Origin of the sequence: Ferroacidibacillus organovorans, assembly GCF_001642725.1 — a bacterium.
Classification (GTDB): domain Bacteria; phylum Bacillota; class Bacilli; order Alicyclobacillales; family SLC66; genus Ferroacidibacillus; species Ferroacidibacillus organovorans.
Window position 1 is genome coordinate 21,114 of record NZ_LSUQ01000016.1, and the last position, 17,664, is coordinate 38,777.

The 17,664-nt window shown below is 53.5% G+C and carries 15 protein-coding genes and 5 tRNA genes; 3 read left to right on the forward strand and 17 right to left on the reverse strand.

Annotated features, from left to right (window positions below):
• Window positions 1-86 precede the first annotated feature (86 nt).
• The 9 genes from thrS to pdhA form a co-directional block, all read right to left on the reverse strand.
• On the reverse strand, window positions 87-2,021 hold the full coding sequence (gene thrS, locus AYW79_RS07105; protein WP_067563802.1) for a threonine--tRNA ligase: 1,935 nt from the start codon (window positions 2,019-2,021) through the stop codon (window positions 87-89).
• 324 nt (window positions 2,022-2,345) lie between these two features.
• Complete coding sequence (gene ytxC / locus AYW79_RS07115) at window positions 2,346-3,230, reverse strand: putative sporulation protein YtxC (protein WP_231877760.1); 885 nt, start codon at window positions 3,228-3,230, stop codon at window positions 2,346-2,348.
• A 162-nt stretch (window positions 3,231-3,392) separates the two neighbouring features.
• Window positions 3,393-4,268, reverse strand: a complete 876-nt coding sequence (locus AYW79_RS07120; RefSeq protein ID WP_067563810.1) for a hypothetical protein — start codon at window positions 4,266-4,268, stop codon at window positions 3,393-3,395.
• Between the two features lie 192 nt (window positions 4,269-4,460).
• The gene (locus AYW79_RS07125) at window positions 4,461-5,279 is read right to left on the reverse strand and encodes a dienelactone hydrolase family protein (protein ID WP_067563813.1); all 819 of its coding nucleotides are present in this window, start codon (window positions 5,277-5,279) and stop codon (window positions 4,461-4,463) included.
• A gap of 17 nt (window positions 5,280-5,296) precedes the next feature.
• Window positions 5,297-6,733, reverse strand: a complete 1,437-nt coding sequence (locus AYW79_RS07130; RefSeq protein ID WP_067563818.1) for an NAD-dependent malic enzyme — start codon at window positions 6,731-6,733, stop codon at window positions 5,297-5,299.
• A 122-nt stretch (window positions 6,734-6,855) separates the two neighbouring features.
• Window positions 6,856-8,265, reverse strand: a complete 1,410-nt coding sequence (gene lpdA / locus AYW79_RS07135) for a dihydrolipoyl dehydrogenase (RefSeq protein WP_067563821.1) — start codon at window positions 8,263-8,265, stop codon at window positions 6,856-6,858.
• Between the two features lie 3 nt (window positions 8,266-8,268).
• The gene (locus AYW79_RS07140; protein ID WP_067563823.1) at window positions 8,269-9,609 is read right to left on the reverse strand and encodes a dihydrolipoamide acetyltransferase family protein; all 1,341 of its coding nucleotides are present in this window, start codon (window positions 9,607-9,609) and stop codon (window positions 8,269-8,271) included.
• Between the two features lie 15 nt (window positions 9,610-9,624).
• Window positions 9,625-10,605, reverse strand: a complete 981-nt coding sequence (locus AYW79_RS07145) for an alpha-ketoacid dehydrogenase subunit beta (protein ID WP_067563826.1) — start codon at window positions 10,603-10,605, stop codon at window positions 9,625-9,627.
• A 13-nt stretch (window positions 10,606-10,618) separates the two neighbouring features.
• Window positions 10,619-11,650, reverse strand: coding sequence for a pyruvate dehydrogenase (acetyl-transferring) E1 component subunit alpha (gene pdhA / locus AYW79_RS07150; RefSeq protein WP_067563882.1), 1,032 nt, complete (start codon window positions 11,648-11,650; stop codon window positions 10,619-10,621).
• A 140-nt stretch (window positions 11,651-11,790) separates the two neighbouring features.
• On the opposite strand from pdhA, the gene AYW79_RS07155 reads away from it, so the two are divergent.
• Window positions 11,791-12,513: an alpha/beta hydrolase gene (locus AYW79_RS07155; RefSeq protein WP_067563827.1), complete on the forward strand. Its 723-nt coding sequence runs from the start codon at window positions 11,791-11,793 to the stop codon at window positions 12,511-12,513.
• 63 nt (window positions 12,514-12,576) lie between these two features.
• On the opposite strand, the gene AYW79_RS07160 is transcribed toward AYW79_RS07155, so the two are convergent.
• A complete protein-coding gene (locus AYW79_RS07160; protein WP_067563831.1) occupies window positions 12,577-13,581 on the reverse strand; it encodes an NADP-dependent oxidoreductase in 1,005 nt (334 codons plus the stop codon).
• A gap of 110 nt (window positions 13,582-13,691) precedes the next feature.
• On the opposite strand from AYW79_RS07160, the gene AYW79_RS07165 reads away from it, so the two are divergent.
• Complete coding sequence (locus AYW79_RS07165) at window positions 13,692-14,591, forward strand: DUF1028 domain-containing protein (protein WP_067563885.1); 900 nt, start codon at window positions 13,692-13,694, stop codon at window positions 14,589-14,591.
• 179 nt (window positions 14,592-14,770) lie between these two features.
• A complete protein-coding gene (locus tag AYW79_RS07170; protein WP_067563834.1) occupies window positions 14,771-15,784 on the forward strand; it encodes an HD-GYP domain-containing protein in 1,014 nt (337 codons plus the stop codon).
• Between the two features lie 129 nt (window positions 15,785-15,913).
• Here the strand turns inward: AYW79_RS07170 and AYW79_RS07175 are convergent.
• The 7 genes from AYW79_RS07175 to AYW79_RS07200 form a co-directional block, all read right to left on the reverse strand.
• Window positions 15,914-15,996, reverse strand: a tRNA-Leu gene (locus AYW79_RS07175).
• Window positions 15,997-16,073: 77 nt separating this feature from the next.
• A complete protein-coding gene (locus AYW79_RS15510; protein ID WP_156481779.1) occupies window positions 16,074-16,235 on the reverse strand; it encodes a hypothetical protein in 162 nt (53 codons plus the stop codon).
• A gap of 130 nt (window positions 16,236-16,365) precedes the next feature.
• Window positions 16,366-16,440 (reverse strand) — tRNA-Gly (locus AYW79_RS07180).
• Between the two features lie 9 nt (window positions 16,441-16,449).
• Window positions 16,450-16,525, reverse strand: a tRNA-Phe gene (locus AYW79_RS07185).
• Between the two features lie 28 nt (window positions 16,526-16,553).
• Window positions 16,554-17,408 (reverse strand): MBL fold metallo-hydrolase, encoded by an 855-nt coding sequence (locus AYW79_RS07190; RefSeq protein WP_067563836.1) that lies wholly within the window; start codon window positions 17,406-17,408, stop codon window positions 16,554-16,556.
• Window positions 17,409-17,445: 37 nt separating this feature from the next.
• A tRNA-Asp gene (locus AYW79_RS07195) sits at window positions 17,446-17,522 on the reverse strand.
• Between the two features lie 8 nt (window positions 17,523-17,530).
• A tRNA-Ala gene (locus tag AYW79_RS07200) sits at window positions 17,531-17,605 on the reverse strand.
• Between the last annotated feature and the right edge of the window lie 59 nt (window positions 17,606-17,664).

A 17,664-nucleotide genomic window follows, 5' to 3' on the forward strand; every position in this document is an offset into this window, starting at 1 on the left:
CGAGATCACGGGGTGAGAAGACAGGCTTCTGCTTAAACTGCATTTGCACAAAGATCATACCAGATTTGCGCGACGATCACAACTGCTCAACTGCGACGCGCAATTTCCGTCACGACACGCTCCGCGAACTCGTCCGCCGCGACCGCGCCTTGGTCGCCGTCTACTCGATGCCGCACAGACACCGCGTTCGCATCCTGCTCTTTTTGTCCCACAACGAGCATGTACGGGATCTTGTCGAGCTGCGCCGCCCGGATCTTGTAACCGATCTTCTCCTGGCGACGATCCACCTCCACCCGCACACCGCGCGCGCGAAGCATCTCTTCCACCTCTGCCGCATACGCCTCCTGCCCCGTCGTCACAGGCAGGATACGCACTTGCAGCGGCGCCAGCCAGAGTGGGAACGCCCCTTTGTAATTCTCAATCAGATAGGCGACCATGCGCTCCATCGTGCTCACGATCCCTCGATGAATGACGACAGGGCGGTGCGCGCGACCGTCTTCACCGATGTACTCAAGCTCAAAACGCTCCGGCAGATGGAAATCAAGCTGCGCCGTAGAGAGCGTCTCTTCTTTTCCAAGCGCCGTCTTCACCTGCACGTCGAGCTTTGGCCCATAAAACGCCGCTTCACCGATCGCCTCTTCAAATGGCAAGCCCATCTCCGTGAGCACCTCGCGCAGCATGCCTTCTGCGCGCTCCCACATCGCGTCTGACGCGACGTACTTCTCCGTGTTCGCAGGATCGCGCAGCGAGAGGCGATACGAAAAATCGGTGATCGCAAAATCTTTGTACACCTGTTGAATGAGGCGCACCACACGCTGAAACTCACCTTTGACCTGATCGAGCGTGCAGAAGATGTGCGCGTCATTCAGCGTCATCGCGCGCACCCGCTGAAGCCCTGCGAGTGTCCCCGACATCTCATAGCGATGCATCGTGCCAAGCTCCCCGATGCGTAGCGGAAGATCGCGATACGAATGCATATCTGACTTGTAAACCATCATGTGGTGCGGACAGTTCATCGGCCGCAGCACCAATTCCTCATTGTCCATCGCCATCGGCGGGAACATGTCCTCGTGATAGTGATCCCAGTGCCCGCTGATTTTGTAGAGTTCGACACTGCCGAGCACCGGCGTGTAGACGTGACTGTAGCCGAGCCGCTCCTCCAGATCTACGATATACCGCTCAATGGTGCGCCTGACCGTCGCGCCGTTTGGCAGCCAGAGTGGGAGCCCTTGCCCAACTTCCTTGGCGAGCGTGAACAGCTTGAGCTCTTTGCCGATCTTGCGGTGATCACGCTCTTTCATTTCCTCAAGCAGGGCGAGATGCGCCTCAAGCTCCGACGCCTTGCGAAAGCTTGTCGCATAAATCCGCGTCAATTGCTCACGCTTTGCATCCCCCCGCCAGTATGCGCCCGCGATGCTCAAGAGTTTGAACGACTTGATCTTCCCGGTTGACGGGAGGTGCGGTCCGCGGCACAGATCCGTAAATTCCCCTTGCGTAAACATAGTGATCGTCTCAGACTCTGGCAGATCCTCGATCAGCTCAACCTTGAAGCGGTCGTTTCGCTCGGCAAAATAGGCAAGCGCCTCCCCCCGCGACATGACCGTGCGTACAATCGGATAATCCGCTTTGATGATCTCTTGCATCACGCGCTCAATCTCAGGAAACTGTTCCGTCGTAAACGCGTGATCCGCAAAATCATAGTAGAATCCGTCTTCAATTACTGGTCCGATGGCAAACTTCGTCTCCGGATAAAGCCGCGCCACCGCCTGCGCCATGACGTGCGCCGTGGTGTGCCGGTACACCTCAAGCCCTTCTTTGTCATCAAACATGACCAATTGCAAACTGGCATCCCGATCGATCGGCGCGCGCAGATCGACAAACTTCCCGTCAATCTTTCCTGCCACCGTCTGTCGCGCGACGCCTGCACTGATGTCTCTGGCGATATCCTGCACGGTGACTCCGGCTTCATAGGTGCGTACAGACCCGTCTTTTAGCGTAATCGCTACATTTGACTGCGCCATCACTATTCCTCCTTCTCTATGCCTATCTGAATGCAAAAAAGCGCCCCGCCCTTGGATCATCCAAGGGACGAGAGCGCTGCCGCTTCCGTGGTTCCACCCAACTTCACACGCATATCTGCGTGCCTTCAGCCGCGTAACGTGCGGTTCCGTCCACTCTTATCGCGTATGCGTTCAGAAGGAAGCGTACAGTGTGGTAAATCGATTCGCCAGACCCTAGACAGGCTTTCAGCGTTCGCCCGTCCTCTCTGCAAGGTGCCGAATCGTTCTTGTCACCGATCATCGCCGTATGCATTTGCATCACTTTACACCATCGATACTGCCGTGTCAACTCTTTTCCAGCGGATAAAATTCACTTAGAAACGGATCCACCTCTGCACTGGTGCGTTTCTTGACGCGATCGCCAAACACTTTTTCTACCGTCATGAAAAAGGGAATTTCAGGTGCATCCGCGTGCAGTACGATCCGCTCTGGTCCGCGCGTGATCAGTGCGCTCATCAGCACATCATGCGGATGGAGATCCCGGCTGCTGTGCTTCAACGCAATTTCATTCATCAGCGTCAAATCAAGCTCTTGACGGTTTTCCTCATAGGCGCGAATCACGTTTTGCGCGCACACGAGATGAATTTCACCCGGCGTCTGTTTTGCAGAATCTGCAAAAAAACGCAGTACACTGACAAATTCCTCATATTCTTTATTCGCGAGAAACGAATCGACGGTATCCTTTACCACATCGTGAATCAAACTCATCCGCTCAGCAAAACGAAACGTCATGACGCCGCCCAGGTGAACTTCTCCCTGCCGGAGCAACAGTTCGCGTATTTGCAAATAGAGAAGCGGCTTTCTGCTCTCCATGCCTTCTTGCGAATCTTTGGCAAGTTCAGCGGGATAGTTCATTGCCATCTCGCGAAACGCTCGCACCTGAAGGAGATTTTGTTCGTCGTCATCGAGATAGCTGTGATGTTCCCACAGTGTCCTCCCGATAAAACGGTAGAGCCAAACCCCTCTCAGATAGCGAAACAAAAGCAGTGCAATCCTACTGCATACCGCCTCATTCGATTCAATCCCTTCCACGTGCAGATCGACATAATTCGGGCACTCAAGATCGTCGACAGAGAGCGAGAACACGATTCCTTTTCTTGCGAGATCCGACGACCTCTTTTGAAGCCACAGGAGAAAATCGCGCTTGTCATCCGATGTCGTAATGCGCATGTAGTGCACGATCAAACCTCCAAACTCCCCGATCGCCCTTTGTTCCTCGCGACGGCATCGCCGATTCCCGACTGCAAGGTTCACATGGAAGGTTTGAGAGAGGTCCAATTGGCGGGGGTCGTCATCCATATCACCTACAGTATGGCTAGATGATATGGTCCGCTATACCTTTTTTACACGTCGAATGGCCTGCACCATGCTTATGCTCGCGATGAAAAAAACAGGAATGACGGCCAGGAAAAATCCGATGCCAATTTGGTGGAGATTATGAACGTGAATTCCTGTTGTAAAACCCCACGATTCCGTCGGGATGATCAGCGAAAAACCGCCGACAAGAAGAAAAACAAGCCCGCCGTAAAACAGAACCTGGCCGGATACGTGGCGCGCGATGAAGCGCAGGGCGTCACTCGAAACGTTCATTCGACTGATGATAAAGCCAATGAGACCACCGAACGCGATTTGCATAATCATCGTGCCAATGCCAAAAAAGAATCCGGGAAGAAATCCGACGTAAGCAGACGGCATTTGCGGCGCAAGCACTGTGTAAACGATGACCGCAAACGCGCCCGTCCCAAAGCCTGCGATAAATCCATGCATAAGCGCGAGACGAACGGATGAACGCGCGCTAAGACCTGTGTCTGTCGCGGGCGAGAGCCGAAGCGCGCGCGTGAGCACAGACTCGAACCACCCCAGCCAGTGAATGTGGCGGCCAAGGCGCAGGATATACACGCCAGACAGCGCCATCACGAATCCGACGATGACATAGATCAACGCGTTTGCGTGAAAGAGCAGTGTCACTTGTTTGAGCGCAACGAACGCCACTTCAGACATGAGCGCACGCTGTACGGTAAATGCGAGGGAAAAAGCGAAACCTGCCCGCATCCCACCCCGCGTGCTGTAGCTTCCAACCGAATAGCTAAAGGTAATCGGCCACGTGTGTTCATCAGGCGTGATCCCGTGAACCATGCCAAGAAGCAGCGCCGTCAATAGAATCGTGAAGAGTGACATTGAACCTGAGGGATTCCACAGATTGATCATGGGGCCTCCTGAAATCTTTCATTCAAATGCTAGATAAAACGAAATGATTACGATTAAGAACTGGTTCCACTTTACCACAGCCACGCCCAGTTGTAAATCGTAATCATTACGGTTTGATTCGAGATATAAAAGAGCCCCTGCTGTAGCAGGAGCCCCATTCGGAAGCAATCACGCGCGCGTGCCAGACGAAGGTCACTGCGCGATGTTACGCAAAAAGAAATCGAGTGTTGTCGCAAAGGCGTGGCGCGCTGCGTCACTGTGATAGCTCGCGCGCGTATCATTAAAAAAGGCGTGCTGCGCACCTTCGTATACATGGGATTCAAACGGTCTTGAAACGTCTCTCATCGCGGCAGTAAACGCTTTAACACCGTCTGTAATGCGCGGGTCGAGGCTTCCATAAAAGCCGATGATCGGGCAGCTTCCTTGCGCGACATTGTCGGCCGTCGGAGACGTACCGTAAAAGACGGCGGCACCCTGTAACGCGCTGTCGCGGCAAGCCAAGAGCGCTGAAAGCGCACCCCCCATGCAGAAGCCAACAGAACCGACCGAACCGTTGCTCACCGCGCAAGCGTCACTGCGCAGGTACGATGTTGTCTCAAGCATCTGATCCATATAGAGCTCCAAATTGAGTCCAGAGAAGAGTTTGGAAAACGTCTCCTGCACGGTTTCCCGACCTGGAGAAGGCAAGCGATCAAGCGCCTTCTGACGCTCTTCTGCGCTGTGCCACGCAGTCGACGGGAGCGTGTCTAAAAAGGATTTAACCGCGTCAATTCGCTCGCGCGTCAAGACCTCCGGCCGCTCTCCTTCCACTGCGTACAGATCCGGCGCAAACGTCGCGTAGCCCGCCTCAGCAAAACGCGCCGCGACATCCTCAATGTGCGCGTCAACGCCCCAAATCTCCTGAATGATCACAAGCGTCGGCAGCGGGGTCTGCGCGCGTCGCGGGTATTGAAGCAATCCTGTGTACTTCCCATTCTCCCCGTATACGATCCATTCACTCGTCAATTGCACCTTGGCGCCCTCCTGGGTTAGGACTGTGAAGCGTAGCTCCCATCGAGTCGCTCCCTGCGCGCGACCCCACTCGCGATGGCTGCCTCAACCACCGCACGACTGACAGCTTTTGCCACACGCTTGTTAAAGACGCTCGGAATGATGTAATTCTCATTCAGTTCATCCTCTGTCACAATCGCCGCAATCGCGCGCGCTGCCGCCAGTTTCATCGGTTCGTTGATCTCCGCTGCCCGGCAGTCGAGCGCACCTCGAAAAATCCCTGGGAAGCACAACACGTTGTTGATCTGATTCGGATAATCCGAGCGACCTGTCGCCATGACGCGCACAAACGGCTCAGCGACTTCCGGCTCAATTTCCGGCATCGGGTTCGCCATCGCAAACACGATGGGGTCGCGGTTCATCATCTTCAAGTGATCGACCGTCAAGACACCTGGCCCCGAAAGGCCAATAAATACGTCTGCGTCGCGAATCGCGTCAGCTAGACTGCCCGTCACACCTGCCGCGTTGGTATTTTTTGCATACCAATCCCAAGCGACATTGTCATACTCATTCTTGTTCGAGATGATCCCATTTCGATCGACGCCAACAATGTTCGTCACACCGGCGGCAATCAGCATTTTCGTGCAGGCGACACCCGCTGCGCCAATGCCTGTCACGACGACGCGCACTGCTTCGATCGGTTTCTGAACGATTTTGATCGCGTTTAAGAACCCGGCCAAAAGGACGACGGCCGTGCCGTGCTGGTCATCGTGGAATACAGGAATATCAAGTTCATCGCGCAAGCGATCCTCAATCTCAAAACAGCGCGGCGAACCGATATCTTCAAGGTTGATTCCGCCAAAAACGGGGGCGATGGCGCGCACGATGCGAATGATCTCTTCCGTATCTTTGGTGTCAAGACAAATGGGAAACGCATCCACGTCAGCAAACTGTTTAAAGAGCATCGCCTTACCTTCCATGACAGGAACAGACGCCGCGGCGCCGATGTCGCCGAGTCCGAGAACGGCCGTGCCGTCGGTCACGATGGCCACGGTGTTGCGTTTGATCGTTAGCGTGTACGCCTTTTGCGGGTCAGCGTGAATCGCCTGACACACGCGCGCGACATCCGGTGTGTAGACCCGCGAGAGGTCGTCACGGTTTTTGACGGGCGACTTCGCCTGAATCTCAATCTTACCACCGAGGTGCAGGAGAAAGGTACGATCCGATACGTTGACCACTTTTACTCCGGGAAGTGCGTGAAGTTCTTTTACAATTTGTTCACCGTGCGCGCGATCAAACGCCTGCACCGTCATGTCGCGAACCGCAGTCGTTTTCGTCGCTGAAATCAGGTCAACCGCGACAATATCTCCGCCATTTTCACCAATCGTTTTGGCCAATTGACCAAATGTAGCGATTGAATTCTCAAGTTCCAGGCGCAAAATCAGGCTCGTTCCCGCAGTGTGCTGAACACTCATGCATATCTCCCTTTCCCGCCGAACAACCTGCATGTGAATCTCCTACTAAGAGTGCATGCGTAGCGCCATTCCCACCGCGAGGTTACAGTCTATCAACCGTGTTATAAGACATTAGCAAAAAATTAGCGCACAACCACGTGAATCGGCGATCCGACCGCAACTTCTGCCGACTCCATCACCATCTCGCCAAGCGTCGGGTGCGCGTGAATCGTGAGCGCAACATCTTCGAGCGTCGCGCCGAGTTCAATGGCGAGCGCCAGCTCCGCAATCAGGTTAGAAGCCTCCGTTCCAATCACTTGCGCACCAAGTAACAATCCACTCTGTTTATCGGCAATCAGTTTGACGAACCCTTCGTCAGCATTCAGCGCGACGGCGCGGCCGTTTGCCGCATACGGAAAACGGCCGACGGAGACATCCCTGTTTTCTGCTTTCGCATCCGTCTCACTGAGTCCGACCGTCGCAATCTCCGGATCAGAGAATACGACAGCAGGGATGCAGCGATAGTCGACGGCACTCTCGTGACCTGCAATCACTTCTGCCGCAACCTTTCCTTCATACGAAGCTTTGTGCGCGAGCGCGGCACCCGGAACGATGTCCCCGATCGCATAAATGTTCGGTATGTTTGTACGGCATTTTTCGTCTACATCGATTAACCCTTTATCCGTCAACTTGACTCCGATCGTGTCGAGACCGAGCTCTTCCGTATTCGGGCGACGCCCAACGGTAACAAGTACAAACGAGGCGCGAACGGTGTGCGTCTCTTCACCAAGCGCATACGTGAGCGTCACGCCCGTTTCATCTTCCTCAACACTTTTCGCCATCGCCTTTGTCACGACGTTTACGTTATACTTCTTCAAGTTTCGCTGAACAAGGCGTGACAATTGTGGTTCAAACAGTGGCAAAATCGAATCCGTGCCTTCCAGGATCGTCACGTTCGCACCAAATTTCGCGAATGTTTGTCCGAGTTCAATGCCGATGTACCCACCGCCAATCACGATCAAGCTCTCCGGAACTTGGTCGAGCGAGAGTGCCTCATCCGATGAGATGACCCGTTTTGAAAAGGGAATTGAGCGCAGTTCGATCGGCCGCGACCCCGTCGCGATAATGCAGTGATTAAAGCGATAACTGTGTCCTTCTGTCTCCGTCATGACACGCGCTTCATCAGGTTTTGAAAAAAAGACTTCACCCTGAATCACATTGACCTTATTACCTTTGAGCAGCGTTTTTACGCCGCCCGTCATTTTATCAACCACACTCTGCTTCCACGCCTGAACCTTTGTATAATCAAGCTTCGCCGTGGTTTCAATTCCCGGATAGGGTGATGCGCTTGCCGCCTCGTAGTGGTGCGCCGCAGAAATGAGTGCCTTTGAGGGGATACATCCGCGATTGAGGCATACACCGCCAAGATCCGCCTTGTCGACTACAGTGACCGTCTTTCCCAACTGAGCGGCGCGAATGGCGGCCACATAGCCGCCAGGTCCCGCACCGATAACCAATACGTCGACTTCCTCTGTCAATTCTCCGACAACCATTCCTTACACCTCCATCAAAAGCAAACGGGGATTTTCCAGCAATCGTTTTATCTCATTCATGGTCTGTTGCCCCAAAACGCCGTCAATAATGCGGTGGTCAAAACTGAGTGAGAGCGCCATGACATGCGCCGGAACAATCTGTCCCTGTTTGATGACTGGCTTCTCCGTGATTCTGCCAACGCCAAGAATCGCCACTTCCGGGTAGTTAATGATCGGTGTGAAGAATAGCCCACCCGCCGATCCGATGTTTGTAATCGAGATGGTGCTTCCTTTCATCTCGTTTGGACCGAGCTTTCCTGCGCGACCGCGCGCGGCTAGTTCGGAGATCTCTTGCGCAATGATCCACATGTTCTTTTGATCTGCGTGGCGGACGACTGGAACCAGTAACCCGCGCTCCGTATCGGTTGCGATGCCGATGTGGTATTCCTTTTTCAGGACGAGTTCCTGCCGGTCTTCATCGAGCGTTGCATTGAGCGCGGGATAGCGTCTTATCGCCGCAACCAGCGCTTTCACGATGAACGGCAAATACGTGATCTTTGTGCCGCGTTCCTGCGCCAAAGGTTTTAATTCCTCGCGCAGTTGAACGAGTTCAGTCACATCCACTTCGTCGAGCACCGTCACGTGAGGTGCCGTATGCTTTGAGCGCACCATCGCCTGGGCGATCAACTTTCGAATCGTCGTCAGCGGTACGCGTTCTTCCAGCGCCGCACCTTGTCGCGAAGTCACAGAATCAGACGCAACAGACGCGATTTGCGCCGCTTCTGTCGCGTGCGAAGGATCGATCAGCGCTGCTTCAGCGGATTCGCCTTTTTCGTGGTCACCCCCCGCAAGAAACCGCTCCACGTCCGCGCGAAGGATCTTTCCGTTTGCTCCCGTTGGAATGACGTTTCCTAAAAAGACGCCAGACTCACGCGCAAACTTGCGCACAGACGGCGCGGCAAGAATCTCTTGCGATGAAGAACTTTGCTGCGCGGTCACGCCAGTCGCTTGAATAGCCGCAGCGTGTACTGTGGCGTCGGCTGCAGGCGCCACTTGCGTCGAGGCTTGCACAGGTTCAGCTACGGCTTGTTCCGTCTCGCGAACAGACGATTCTGCAGCGGCTCCCTCGACTTCAAACGTCAGGATCAAATCACCAACCACAACCGTTGTGCCCGCTTCTACGTTTATCGCAACAACTTTCCCATCAATCGGACTGGGCAATTCAACCATCGACTTGTCATTCTCAACTTCCGCGATCGGATCATCTTCTTTGACTACGTCTCCTGGTTTTACAATCCATTTTTCAATACGACCTTCGTGCAGTCCCTCACCCAATTCGGGAAACCGCAATTCATAGATTGCCACTTCGCTTCCCCCTTCTTAAAGTGCGAGTGCCGCTTCAAAACCTGTCAGCACACGCTCCGTGCTGGGAAGCCACTCTTCTTCAATTTGCGCAAACGGATAGATCGTGTCAGGCGCTGTAATGCGTTTGACCGGTCCTTCAAGATGGTAAATTGCATGCTCATTGATTTGCGCGACAATCTCCGCCCCTGCGCCAGCCGTGCGCTGTGCCTCTTGCAAAACGACGGCACGGTGCGTTTTTTTAATTGACTCGACAATCGTTTCAATATCAATCGGACTGATCGTGCGCAAATCGATGATCTCCGCCTCGACGCCCTTTTGTTTCGACCATTGATCCGCCGCTTTAAGCGCTGTGTGAACCATCGCGCCATAGGCAATAACCGTCAGATCTTTGCCGGGACGAACGACGGCCGCTTTTCCGAGTGGCAATGTGTACGCCTCTTCGGGTACTTCCACGCGCATGGAGCGATAGAGCTTCATGTGCTCCAAAAAAAACACTGGATCATTGTCGCGAATCGCGGAAATGAGCAGACCCTTTGCGTCATACGGATTGGAGGGAATAACCACCTTTAAGCCAGGCGTTTGCATGAGAAGTCCCTCAAGACTGTCAGCGTGCATCTCCGGCGTCTTTACGCCGCCGCCAAACGGCGCGCGATAGACGATCGGCGATGTGTAGCGTCCACCTGAACGAAAGCGCATGCGCGCAGCCTGCCCTGCGATTTCATCCATGGCTTCAAAGACAAACCCGAAAAACTGAATTTCTGCAATCGGGCGAAACCCTTGCAATGCGAGTCCTGTCGCCAATCCTGCAATACCCGACTCGGCGAGTGGTGTGTCAAACACCCGTTGATCTCCGTACTTTTTTTGCAATCCGTCCGTCGCTCGAAAAACGCCCCCGCTCTGACCGACGTCCTCTCCGAACAAAAGCACGTTTGAATCGCGCGCAAGCTCATTGTCAAGCGCGCTGGTGACCGCTTGAATCATCGTCATCTGTGCCACGAAAGTTTCCTCCTCACTTCACGAACTCAGCACGCTGTGCGCGCAAGTCGTCTGGCAATTGTTCAAACATCGCATCAATCAGTTCCGGAACAGTCATCTTTGGCTGCGCATCCGCTTTGGCGAGCGCCTCATTCACAGCTGTCTTCGCCTCTTCAATCACCGCTTCTTCATCCGCTTGACTCCAAAGGTTTTGCCCTTCGAGATACGAGCGAAAACGCACCAGTGGATCACGTTTTTGCCACGCCTCTTCAAGTTCTTTGCTCCGATAGCGCGTCGGGTCATCGCCACTCATCGTGTGCGGGCCAAAGCGAAACGTCATCGATTCAATCAGCGTCGGGCCCTCACCCGCCCGCGCGCGCTCAACCGCCCGTTTGGTCGCCGAATAAACCGCCAAAACGTCCATGCCATCGACGCGCTCACTCGGAATGCCGGCGGCGGCCGCCTTTTGCGCGAGCGTCTCGGCAGCTGTTTGAAGATGAACAGGCACAGAAATTGCAAATTGATTGTTTTGAATAATAAAGACGGCTGGCGCTTGATAGGCTCCAGCAAAGTTGATACCTTCATAAAAGTCGCCCTGAGATGTGCCACCGTCGCCGATGTACGTTATGGCCACCCGGTTTTCACGCCGCAATTTAAACGCGAGCGCCACGCCTGCCGCCTGTACAATCTGCGCGCCGATAATGATTTGCGGCATCAAGACATTGACACCTTCCGGCATCTGACCGCCGTGAACATGTCCGCGCGAATAAAGAAACGCTTGATACATCGGCCATCCGTGCCAGACAGCCTGCGGCACATCGCGGTAACTCGGCAACAGAAAATCTTCTTTCAATGTAGCCGCCTCACTGCCGATCATGGATGCTTCTTGACCTGCGACAGGTGCATAAAAGCCAAGACGCCCCTGGCGCGTCAGTTTAATCGCTCGTTGATCCCAGATGCGAGTAAACACCATTTTGCGCATCATGGCGCGAAGTTCTTCATGCGAGAGCTTCGGCAATTGCTCTTCGTTGACGACATGCCCATCCACATCGAGAATCTGAAGCATGTCGTTTGGCGCGTTAAGTACTGAACTCAAGGGAAATCACCCCAACGTCTTCGGATTTTCCATCGTGTGAAACAGATGATGATCATAGTATAATACAGTTCAGGTAATCTTGCGAATATCTTTTTAAAGGCGTGAGGAAAATGGCTCAAAATGACGGATTGGCAAGGAAAGTGGTCTCGCACACCATCACCAGTCAAGCGTTAAACGAAGCGCGTGATTTGAAGGTTTACATTCCACCAGATGGAGAGGATACAAAACACCCCATCCTTTACTGCCACGATGGACGGGAATTTTTTACACACGGGAGAATTGCAACCATTGCGCATCGCCTGATCACAAGCGGACAACTCCAGCCGATGTACATCGTGGGGATGGCGGTCAACCCCGCTCATCGAACAGACGACTATGCGTATCACGGGGTGCGTAGCGCTGCGTATGGTGAGTTTGTCCTAAACGAATGCGTTCCTTTCATCGAAAATCTCTACGCAATCGATCAGACATCCCGCTATATGGCAGGTGTCTCACTCGGTGCCGCAGCCACTTTGCGCATTGTCGCGCACGACGATGAAGCATTTACCAAAATGTTGCTTTTTTCAGGGGCGTTTTACGAAGACGTCCTTCGCGCAATCGATCGCAATGCGCTCCTTTTATCATCCGGAGCGTACTGGATGTGTGTCGGGGAGCAAGAGACTGAGGTAAAGACGCCGACAGGAACATACGACTTCCTTGAGGCCAGCCGCGTCGCCGCGTCGCGTCTGCGGGCGCAAGGCGCAAACGTGACGTATCGCGAGGCGCCCGGTCAGCATTTGTGGGGATTCTGGCAATCCCAGTTGCCAGACGCACTCACCTGGCTAAACAAATAAGCAGGAGGCGCGGACAGCAAGTTTTTTTGCGCCGCGCCAGAGCGATCCCCTCTCGCGATCTTCCTAGATCTCTGAGACTTGCACCAATTGTTTACCGATGTTATCCCCGCGAAACAATCCAAGAAACGCGTCCACCGCGTGTTCGAGGCCTTGCACGATCGTCTCTCTGTTTTTGAGCTGCCCTTCCCGGTACCACGTCGCCAGTTCACGCAGCGCCTCGTCGTGACAATGCGCGTAGTCATTCACGATGAACCCTTTCATGAGCGCGCTGCGAATCAACAGGAGTGTCTGCGGACGCGGGCCAAGATCAGGTTTCTCCAGATTGTACTCTGCGATCCGTCCGCACAGAATGATGCGCGCCCCTTTGTTTATCAGCAGCAAGACATCATCGCTAATGGAACCGCCCACGTTGTCAAAATAGACGTCAACGCCATCCTTGCACACCCGCCTAAGTGCGTCGCGCATCGAGGATTCCGTTTTATAATTGATCGTTTCATCAAACCCACACACGTTTTTGAGATACTCGTTTTTCTCATCACTACCGGCGATCCCAACGACGCGGCACCCTTTTAACTTGGCGATCTGTCCAACCAGCATGCCAACCGCACCCGCCGCGCCAGAGACGACAACCGTTTCTCCCGCTTTTGGCTCGCCAATCTTTAAAAGGCCGCAATACGCGGTGAGTCCCGGCATGCCAAGGACGCCAAGCGCCGTGCTCGGCGGCGCAAGTGACGGATCAAGTTTGCGCAGGTGTTTGCCATTCACGCGTGAATAGTCTTGCCAACCGAGCATGCCAAGAACCATGTCACCTTCTTCAAACGCATTGTGACGTGATGCCACGACGCGACCGACAACACCTCCCTGCAAAACCTCGTCGAGCGCAAACGGCGGAACGTAGGATTTGGTGTCATTCATCCGCCCGCGCATATAGGGGTCGACGGATAGATAGACTGTTCGCACAACCACCTCGCCCTCGCTCGGTGTCGGTATTGCCTCTTCACGCCATGCAAATGAATCCTCTTGCGGCAAGCCTTTGGGGCGTTTTGCGAGCACCACTTGTCGATTCATGACTGTATCGAATGCCTCCTTCGTTCACGATCTAGCCATCGCTTACGTGACCCACTATACTACATGTCATAACGAAGTGAATCTTAGGAGTGAGTACATTGAAACGTATCATGCGACACAACGAAATCCCCTTGGTCTCCACGTTCTCCATCGTCGCTTACGATGAAGCGACCGCCGAGATCGGCGTTGCCGTCCAATCGAAATTTTTGGCCGTTGGCGCAGTGGTTCCATCTGCCAATGCAGATGCGGGCGCCATCGCCACACAGTCATTTGCCAACACATCGTTTGGCCCCCGCGGCCTCGCCGCGTTAAAGCTTGGAAACTCGCCTGCTGACGTACTCGCGGATCTCCTGCGCGATGACCCCGCGCGCGAATTGCGGCAGGTTGGGATCGTGAATGCCCGCGGGCAAAGCGCGACATTCACAGGAAAAGACTGTTTTCCGTATGCGGGTGGCATTGCTGAACACGGATTCGCAGCACAAGGCAACACCCTTCACGGCCCTGGCGTCGTCGAGGCTATCGCCGAATCGTTTCGCGCCTCAAAAGGACCACTCTCCGAACGATTGATCGCAGCACTTGCGGCGGGCCAAGAGGCGGGCGGAGATCGACGCGGCATGCAATCTGCGTCGCTATTGATTGTAAAAGAAAACGGTGGATACGGCGGATTTAATGATCGCGCGATCGATCTGCGCGTTGACGATCACGATCAGCCCATCGCCGAACTCGCGCGCCTGCTCACACTGCACAGACTCTATTTCGAACGGACACGCGAAGAAGACCGTCTCCCACTCACAGGAGAACACCTGGAGGAAGTGATCGTCACACTGTGCGCCCTAGGATACCTCCCTGCCGGAGACCACGACATGGACGCAGTAAAAAAAGCGCTGTTCTCCTACATCGGCACCGAAAACTTTGACGAGCGCTGGTGTGAAGATGCAATCATTGATCGCAAGGTGCTTGAATTCATGAAAAATCAGATGGCCACTCAAAATAACAGATCTCATGCATAGGACAGATTCTCGCAAAAAAGATGTAAAATTGTAGGATGAAATGGTAAGATGATCTAAGATTCGTTTGATTTTCAGAGCTTAGACCGTTTACCGACAGCCAAGAATTTATCATCCCCTACACGTATATACATGAGGCTCGAATTACAAGAAAACTTCTGATTCGGAAAGCGTGATCCCCTATGAAAACGGACCCTAATTTTTTGCGGCTTCTAATCGGTAAAGTATTAAAAGATGACATGATCAGCCAGTACGGGTCAATCGTCCTTCCACGAGACAAAGTGCTCGATGAGGACGATATTCGCAAAGCGATGAAGCACCCTGTGCTCTATCAGAGCAGAAGAGACGACCCCGATCCATTCAATTATCAAAAAACTGTTAATGAGGCAACGATTCAACTTCAAGAAATCTTTCGCTACGCGCGCCATCACAACCGCATTCCACTCGACGAAGTGCAGCGTAGATTCTGTCCCATGGTACGTGAGATAAGCGCAAACCCCACCCTGAACAAACTTCTTCAGGCGCTTCAGGCAAAAGATGACTATACCATTCGGCACAGTGTGGCTGTCAGTATCTTGTCTACGCTGATTGCGACGTGGATGGGTGTGGGCGACTCCGATCTCGCGTCCATCACGCTCGCCGCGACCCTTCACGATATCGGTAAAATGCGCGTGTCAGATGATATCCTCAACAAGCCCGGAAGACTTACGCAAGAAGAGTATGCGGAAATGCAAAAGCACACCATCTACGGCTACCAGATGCTCAAAGAAACGGTGGGCGCATCCCACAGACAAGCACTGGTTGCACTCCAGCACCATGAGCGCATGGACGGTACAGGCTATCCGCTACACCTCGCATCAAATCAAATTTCGCTTTTTGCGCGGATTGTGTCCATTGCCGATGTTTTTCACGCCATGAGTTCAAAACGGATTTACCACGACGAACTGCCACTCTATCAAGTGCTTGACGAGCTACAGTCTGGAATGTTCGGGAAGTTTGACGCAGAAATCGGAAATACGTTTCTCGTGCGCATGATGGAGACACTGGTTGGGGACGACGTCATCTTGACGGACGGACGGATCGGTACAATTCTTCTGATTCATCGACACGATCCGGTGCGCCCCTTGTTGCAAATGGAAAGTGACTACGTTGACCTGAGCACGCAATACCATCTAAGAATCGCTTCCGTGATTTAAACGCCCCGATCCCTTACGATGTATTCGGCAGCGATTTCGGCAGCACGCAAGGTAACCCTTCATCAAGACAAACCAAAACGGCTCTCTCCAAAACGGAGGAAGCCGCATTCTTGCACGGATGTTCTGCAATGCCGAGGACGGGACTTGAACCCGTACGGGGTTTCCCCCAGCGGATTTTAAGTCCGCAGCGTCTGCCATTCCGCCACCCCGGCTTGTATAAATTTAAAGTATCACAGAATGTTTTCTAAGGTCAAATCACAGAATCGTCCCTGTTACCAAAATTTATCGCTCAGTCCGTTTCTGCCGCCTCTTCATTCATCATACGAGAGTTGATGGTGAGCCCAATCGCAACGATAATCGCCCCAATGATCAGCATCCATTGTCCACCAGCAACCATGCGAGCCGTGTATGCCGAAATTTGAGCCCTTTCTTTCGCAGTTCGTTTTGCCATCGATTCCCACGTCCTGTCTTTGTCACACTCACTTCTACAAACTATGCGGCAGAACAAGGAGAAGCTTGCACGTTTCCACTGCTACACAAAAAGAATTCACCAAATGGTGAATTCTCCTCAAGTCCGAATATGGAGCGGAAGACGGGATTCGAACCCGCGACCCTCGCCTTGGCAAGGCGATGCTCTACCCCTGAGCCACTTCCGCACAACATCATGGTGGCTCGGGACGGAATCGAACCGCCGACACGAGGATTTTCAGTCCTCTGCTCTACCGACTGAGCTACCGAGCCGCTAAGACCTATATAAGATAGCGCATTCTCATGAATTTGTCAATTCATCGAGGCTTCGATCGTCATCGCCTAACCGCGGGATTGGTTGTTTAAACACGTGCTGATCTCCTGGCTCCAACCATAAGATTCGCTCTTCCAACCCCGCCTGTTTTGCGAGCTCGCGCAGGACAAGCGGGGGTTCATGAATCTCTTCTCGCGTCAGCTTAAAAGCCCCCCAGTGTATCGGCAACATGAAGGTCGCTTTTACATCCACGAAGGTTTTTAACGCATCGTCCGGATCCATATGCATCATGTGAAACCACTCGCGCGGTTCATACGCACCAATCGGGATCAGCGCGACATCTGGCGACGTCCCCTGCATGCCTTTTAAAAAGTCACTGCGGTACCCGGTATCTCCCGCAAACCAAAATCGATGGCTCGCGCTGTTTACAAAGATGCCCGCAGACGAGCGATACCGTTCGAGCCAGCGTTTCCCCCTGTGATTGACAGGGGTAAGGCTATATGTGAAACCGTCAAGCGTAATCGTTTCATCACGGCCCAACTCGTGAATGTGAACAAACCCGAGATCGTGAAGCAGAGATAAATGCCCGCGAGGACAAATCACAATCGCCTTACTCTTGCGGGCGATTTTTTTGAGCGTTGGTCGATCCAAATGATCCCAGTGAGCGTGGGACAACAGTACGACATCGATAGAGGACAGATCTTCATCCGTATACCCCGCGGCGCGCTTTCTTCGCACGACCAACGCGCGGTTGGAAACAATCGGGTCCGTAATAAAACGTTTGCCATCCACTTCAACGAGCACTGTGGAATGTCCTATGAATTTATAGCGAATCAGGGTAATCACCCTTTCTGAAAAGGGTAGACAGAGGGAGCCGCGCATATGCGACGGCTCCCGAACAACCCTTTTTAAACGAACATGGCGGAGCTGACGGGATTCGAACCCGCGATCTCCTGCGTGACAGGCAGGCATGTTAGGCCACTACACCACAGCTCCAAGTTTGTTGGTGGAGAATAGGGGACTTGAACCCCTGACCCCTGCGCTGCCAGCGCAGTGCTCTACCACTGAGCTAATTCCCCACGTAAAGGTAACCCAACCAAGACAAATCTATTCACCCAGTGTGCTCTCCCATTGAGCT

Coding starts and splice junctions, on each gene's coding strand:
- AYW79_RS07170 (WP_067563834.1), top strand. CDS start 14,771: ATGAAAACGGACCCTAATTTTTTGCGGCTTCTAATCGGTAAAGTATTA.
- AYW79_RS07165 (WP_067563885.1), top strand. CDS start 13,692: ATGCGACACAACGAAATCCCCTTGGTCTCCACGTTCTCCATCGTCGCT.
- thrS (WP_067563802.1), bottom strand. CDS start 2,021: ATGGCGCAGTCAAATGTAGCGATTACGCTAAAAGACGGGTCTGTACGC.
- AYW79_RS07120 (WP_067563810.1), bottom strand. CDS start 4,268: ATGATCAATCTGTGGAATCCCTCAGGTTCAATGTCACTCTTCACGATT.
- AYW79_RS07160 (WP_067563831.1), bottom strand. CDS start 13,581: ATGAATCGACAAGTGGTGCTCGCAAAACGCCCCAAAGGCTTGCCGCAA.
- ytxC (WP_231877760.1), bottom strand. CDS start 3,230: ATGCGCATTACGACATCGGATGACAAGCGCGATTTTCTCCTGTGGCTT.
- lpdA (WP_067563821.1), bottom strand. CDS start 8,265: ATGGTTGTCGGAGAATTGACAGAGGAAGTCGACGTATTGGTTATCGGT.
- AYW79_RS15510 (WP_156481779.1), bottom strand. CDS start 16,235: ATGGCAAAACGAACTGCGAAAGAAAGGGCTCAAATTTCGGCATACACG.
- pdhA (WP_067563882.1), bottom strand. CDS start 11,650: ATGCTTCAGATTCTCGATGTGGATGGGCATGTCGTCAACGAAGAGCAA.
- AYW79_RS07190 (WP_067563836.1), bottom strand. CDS start 17,408: ATGCGCGGCTCCCTCTGTCTACCCTTTTCAGAAAGGGTGATTACCCTG.
- AYW79_RS07130 (WP_067563818.1), bottom strand. CDS start 6,733: ATGAGTGTTCAGCACACTGCGGGAACGAGCCTGATTTTGCGCCTGGAA.
- AYW79_RS07155 (WP_067563827.1), top strand. CDS start 11,791: ATGGCTCAAAATGACGGATTGGCAAGGAAAGTGGTCTCGCACACCATC.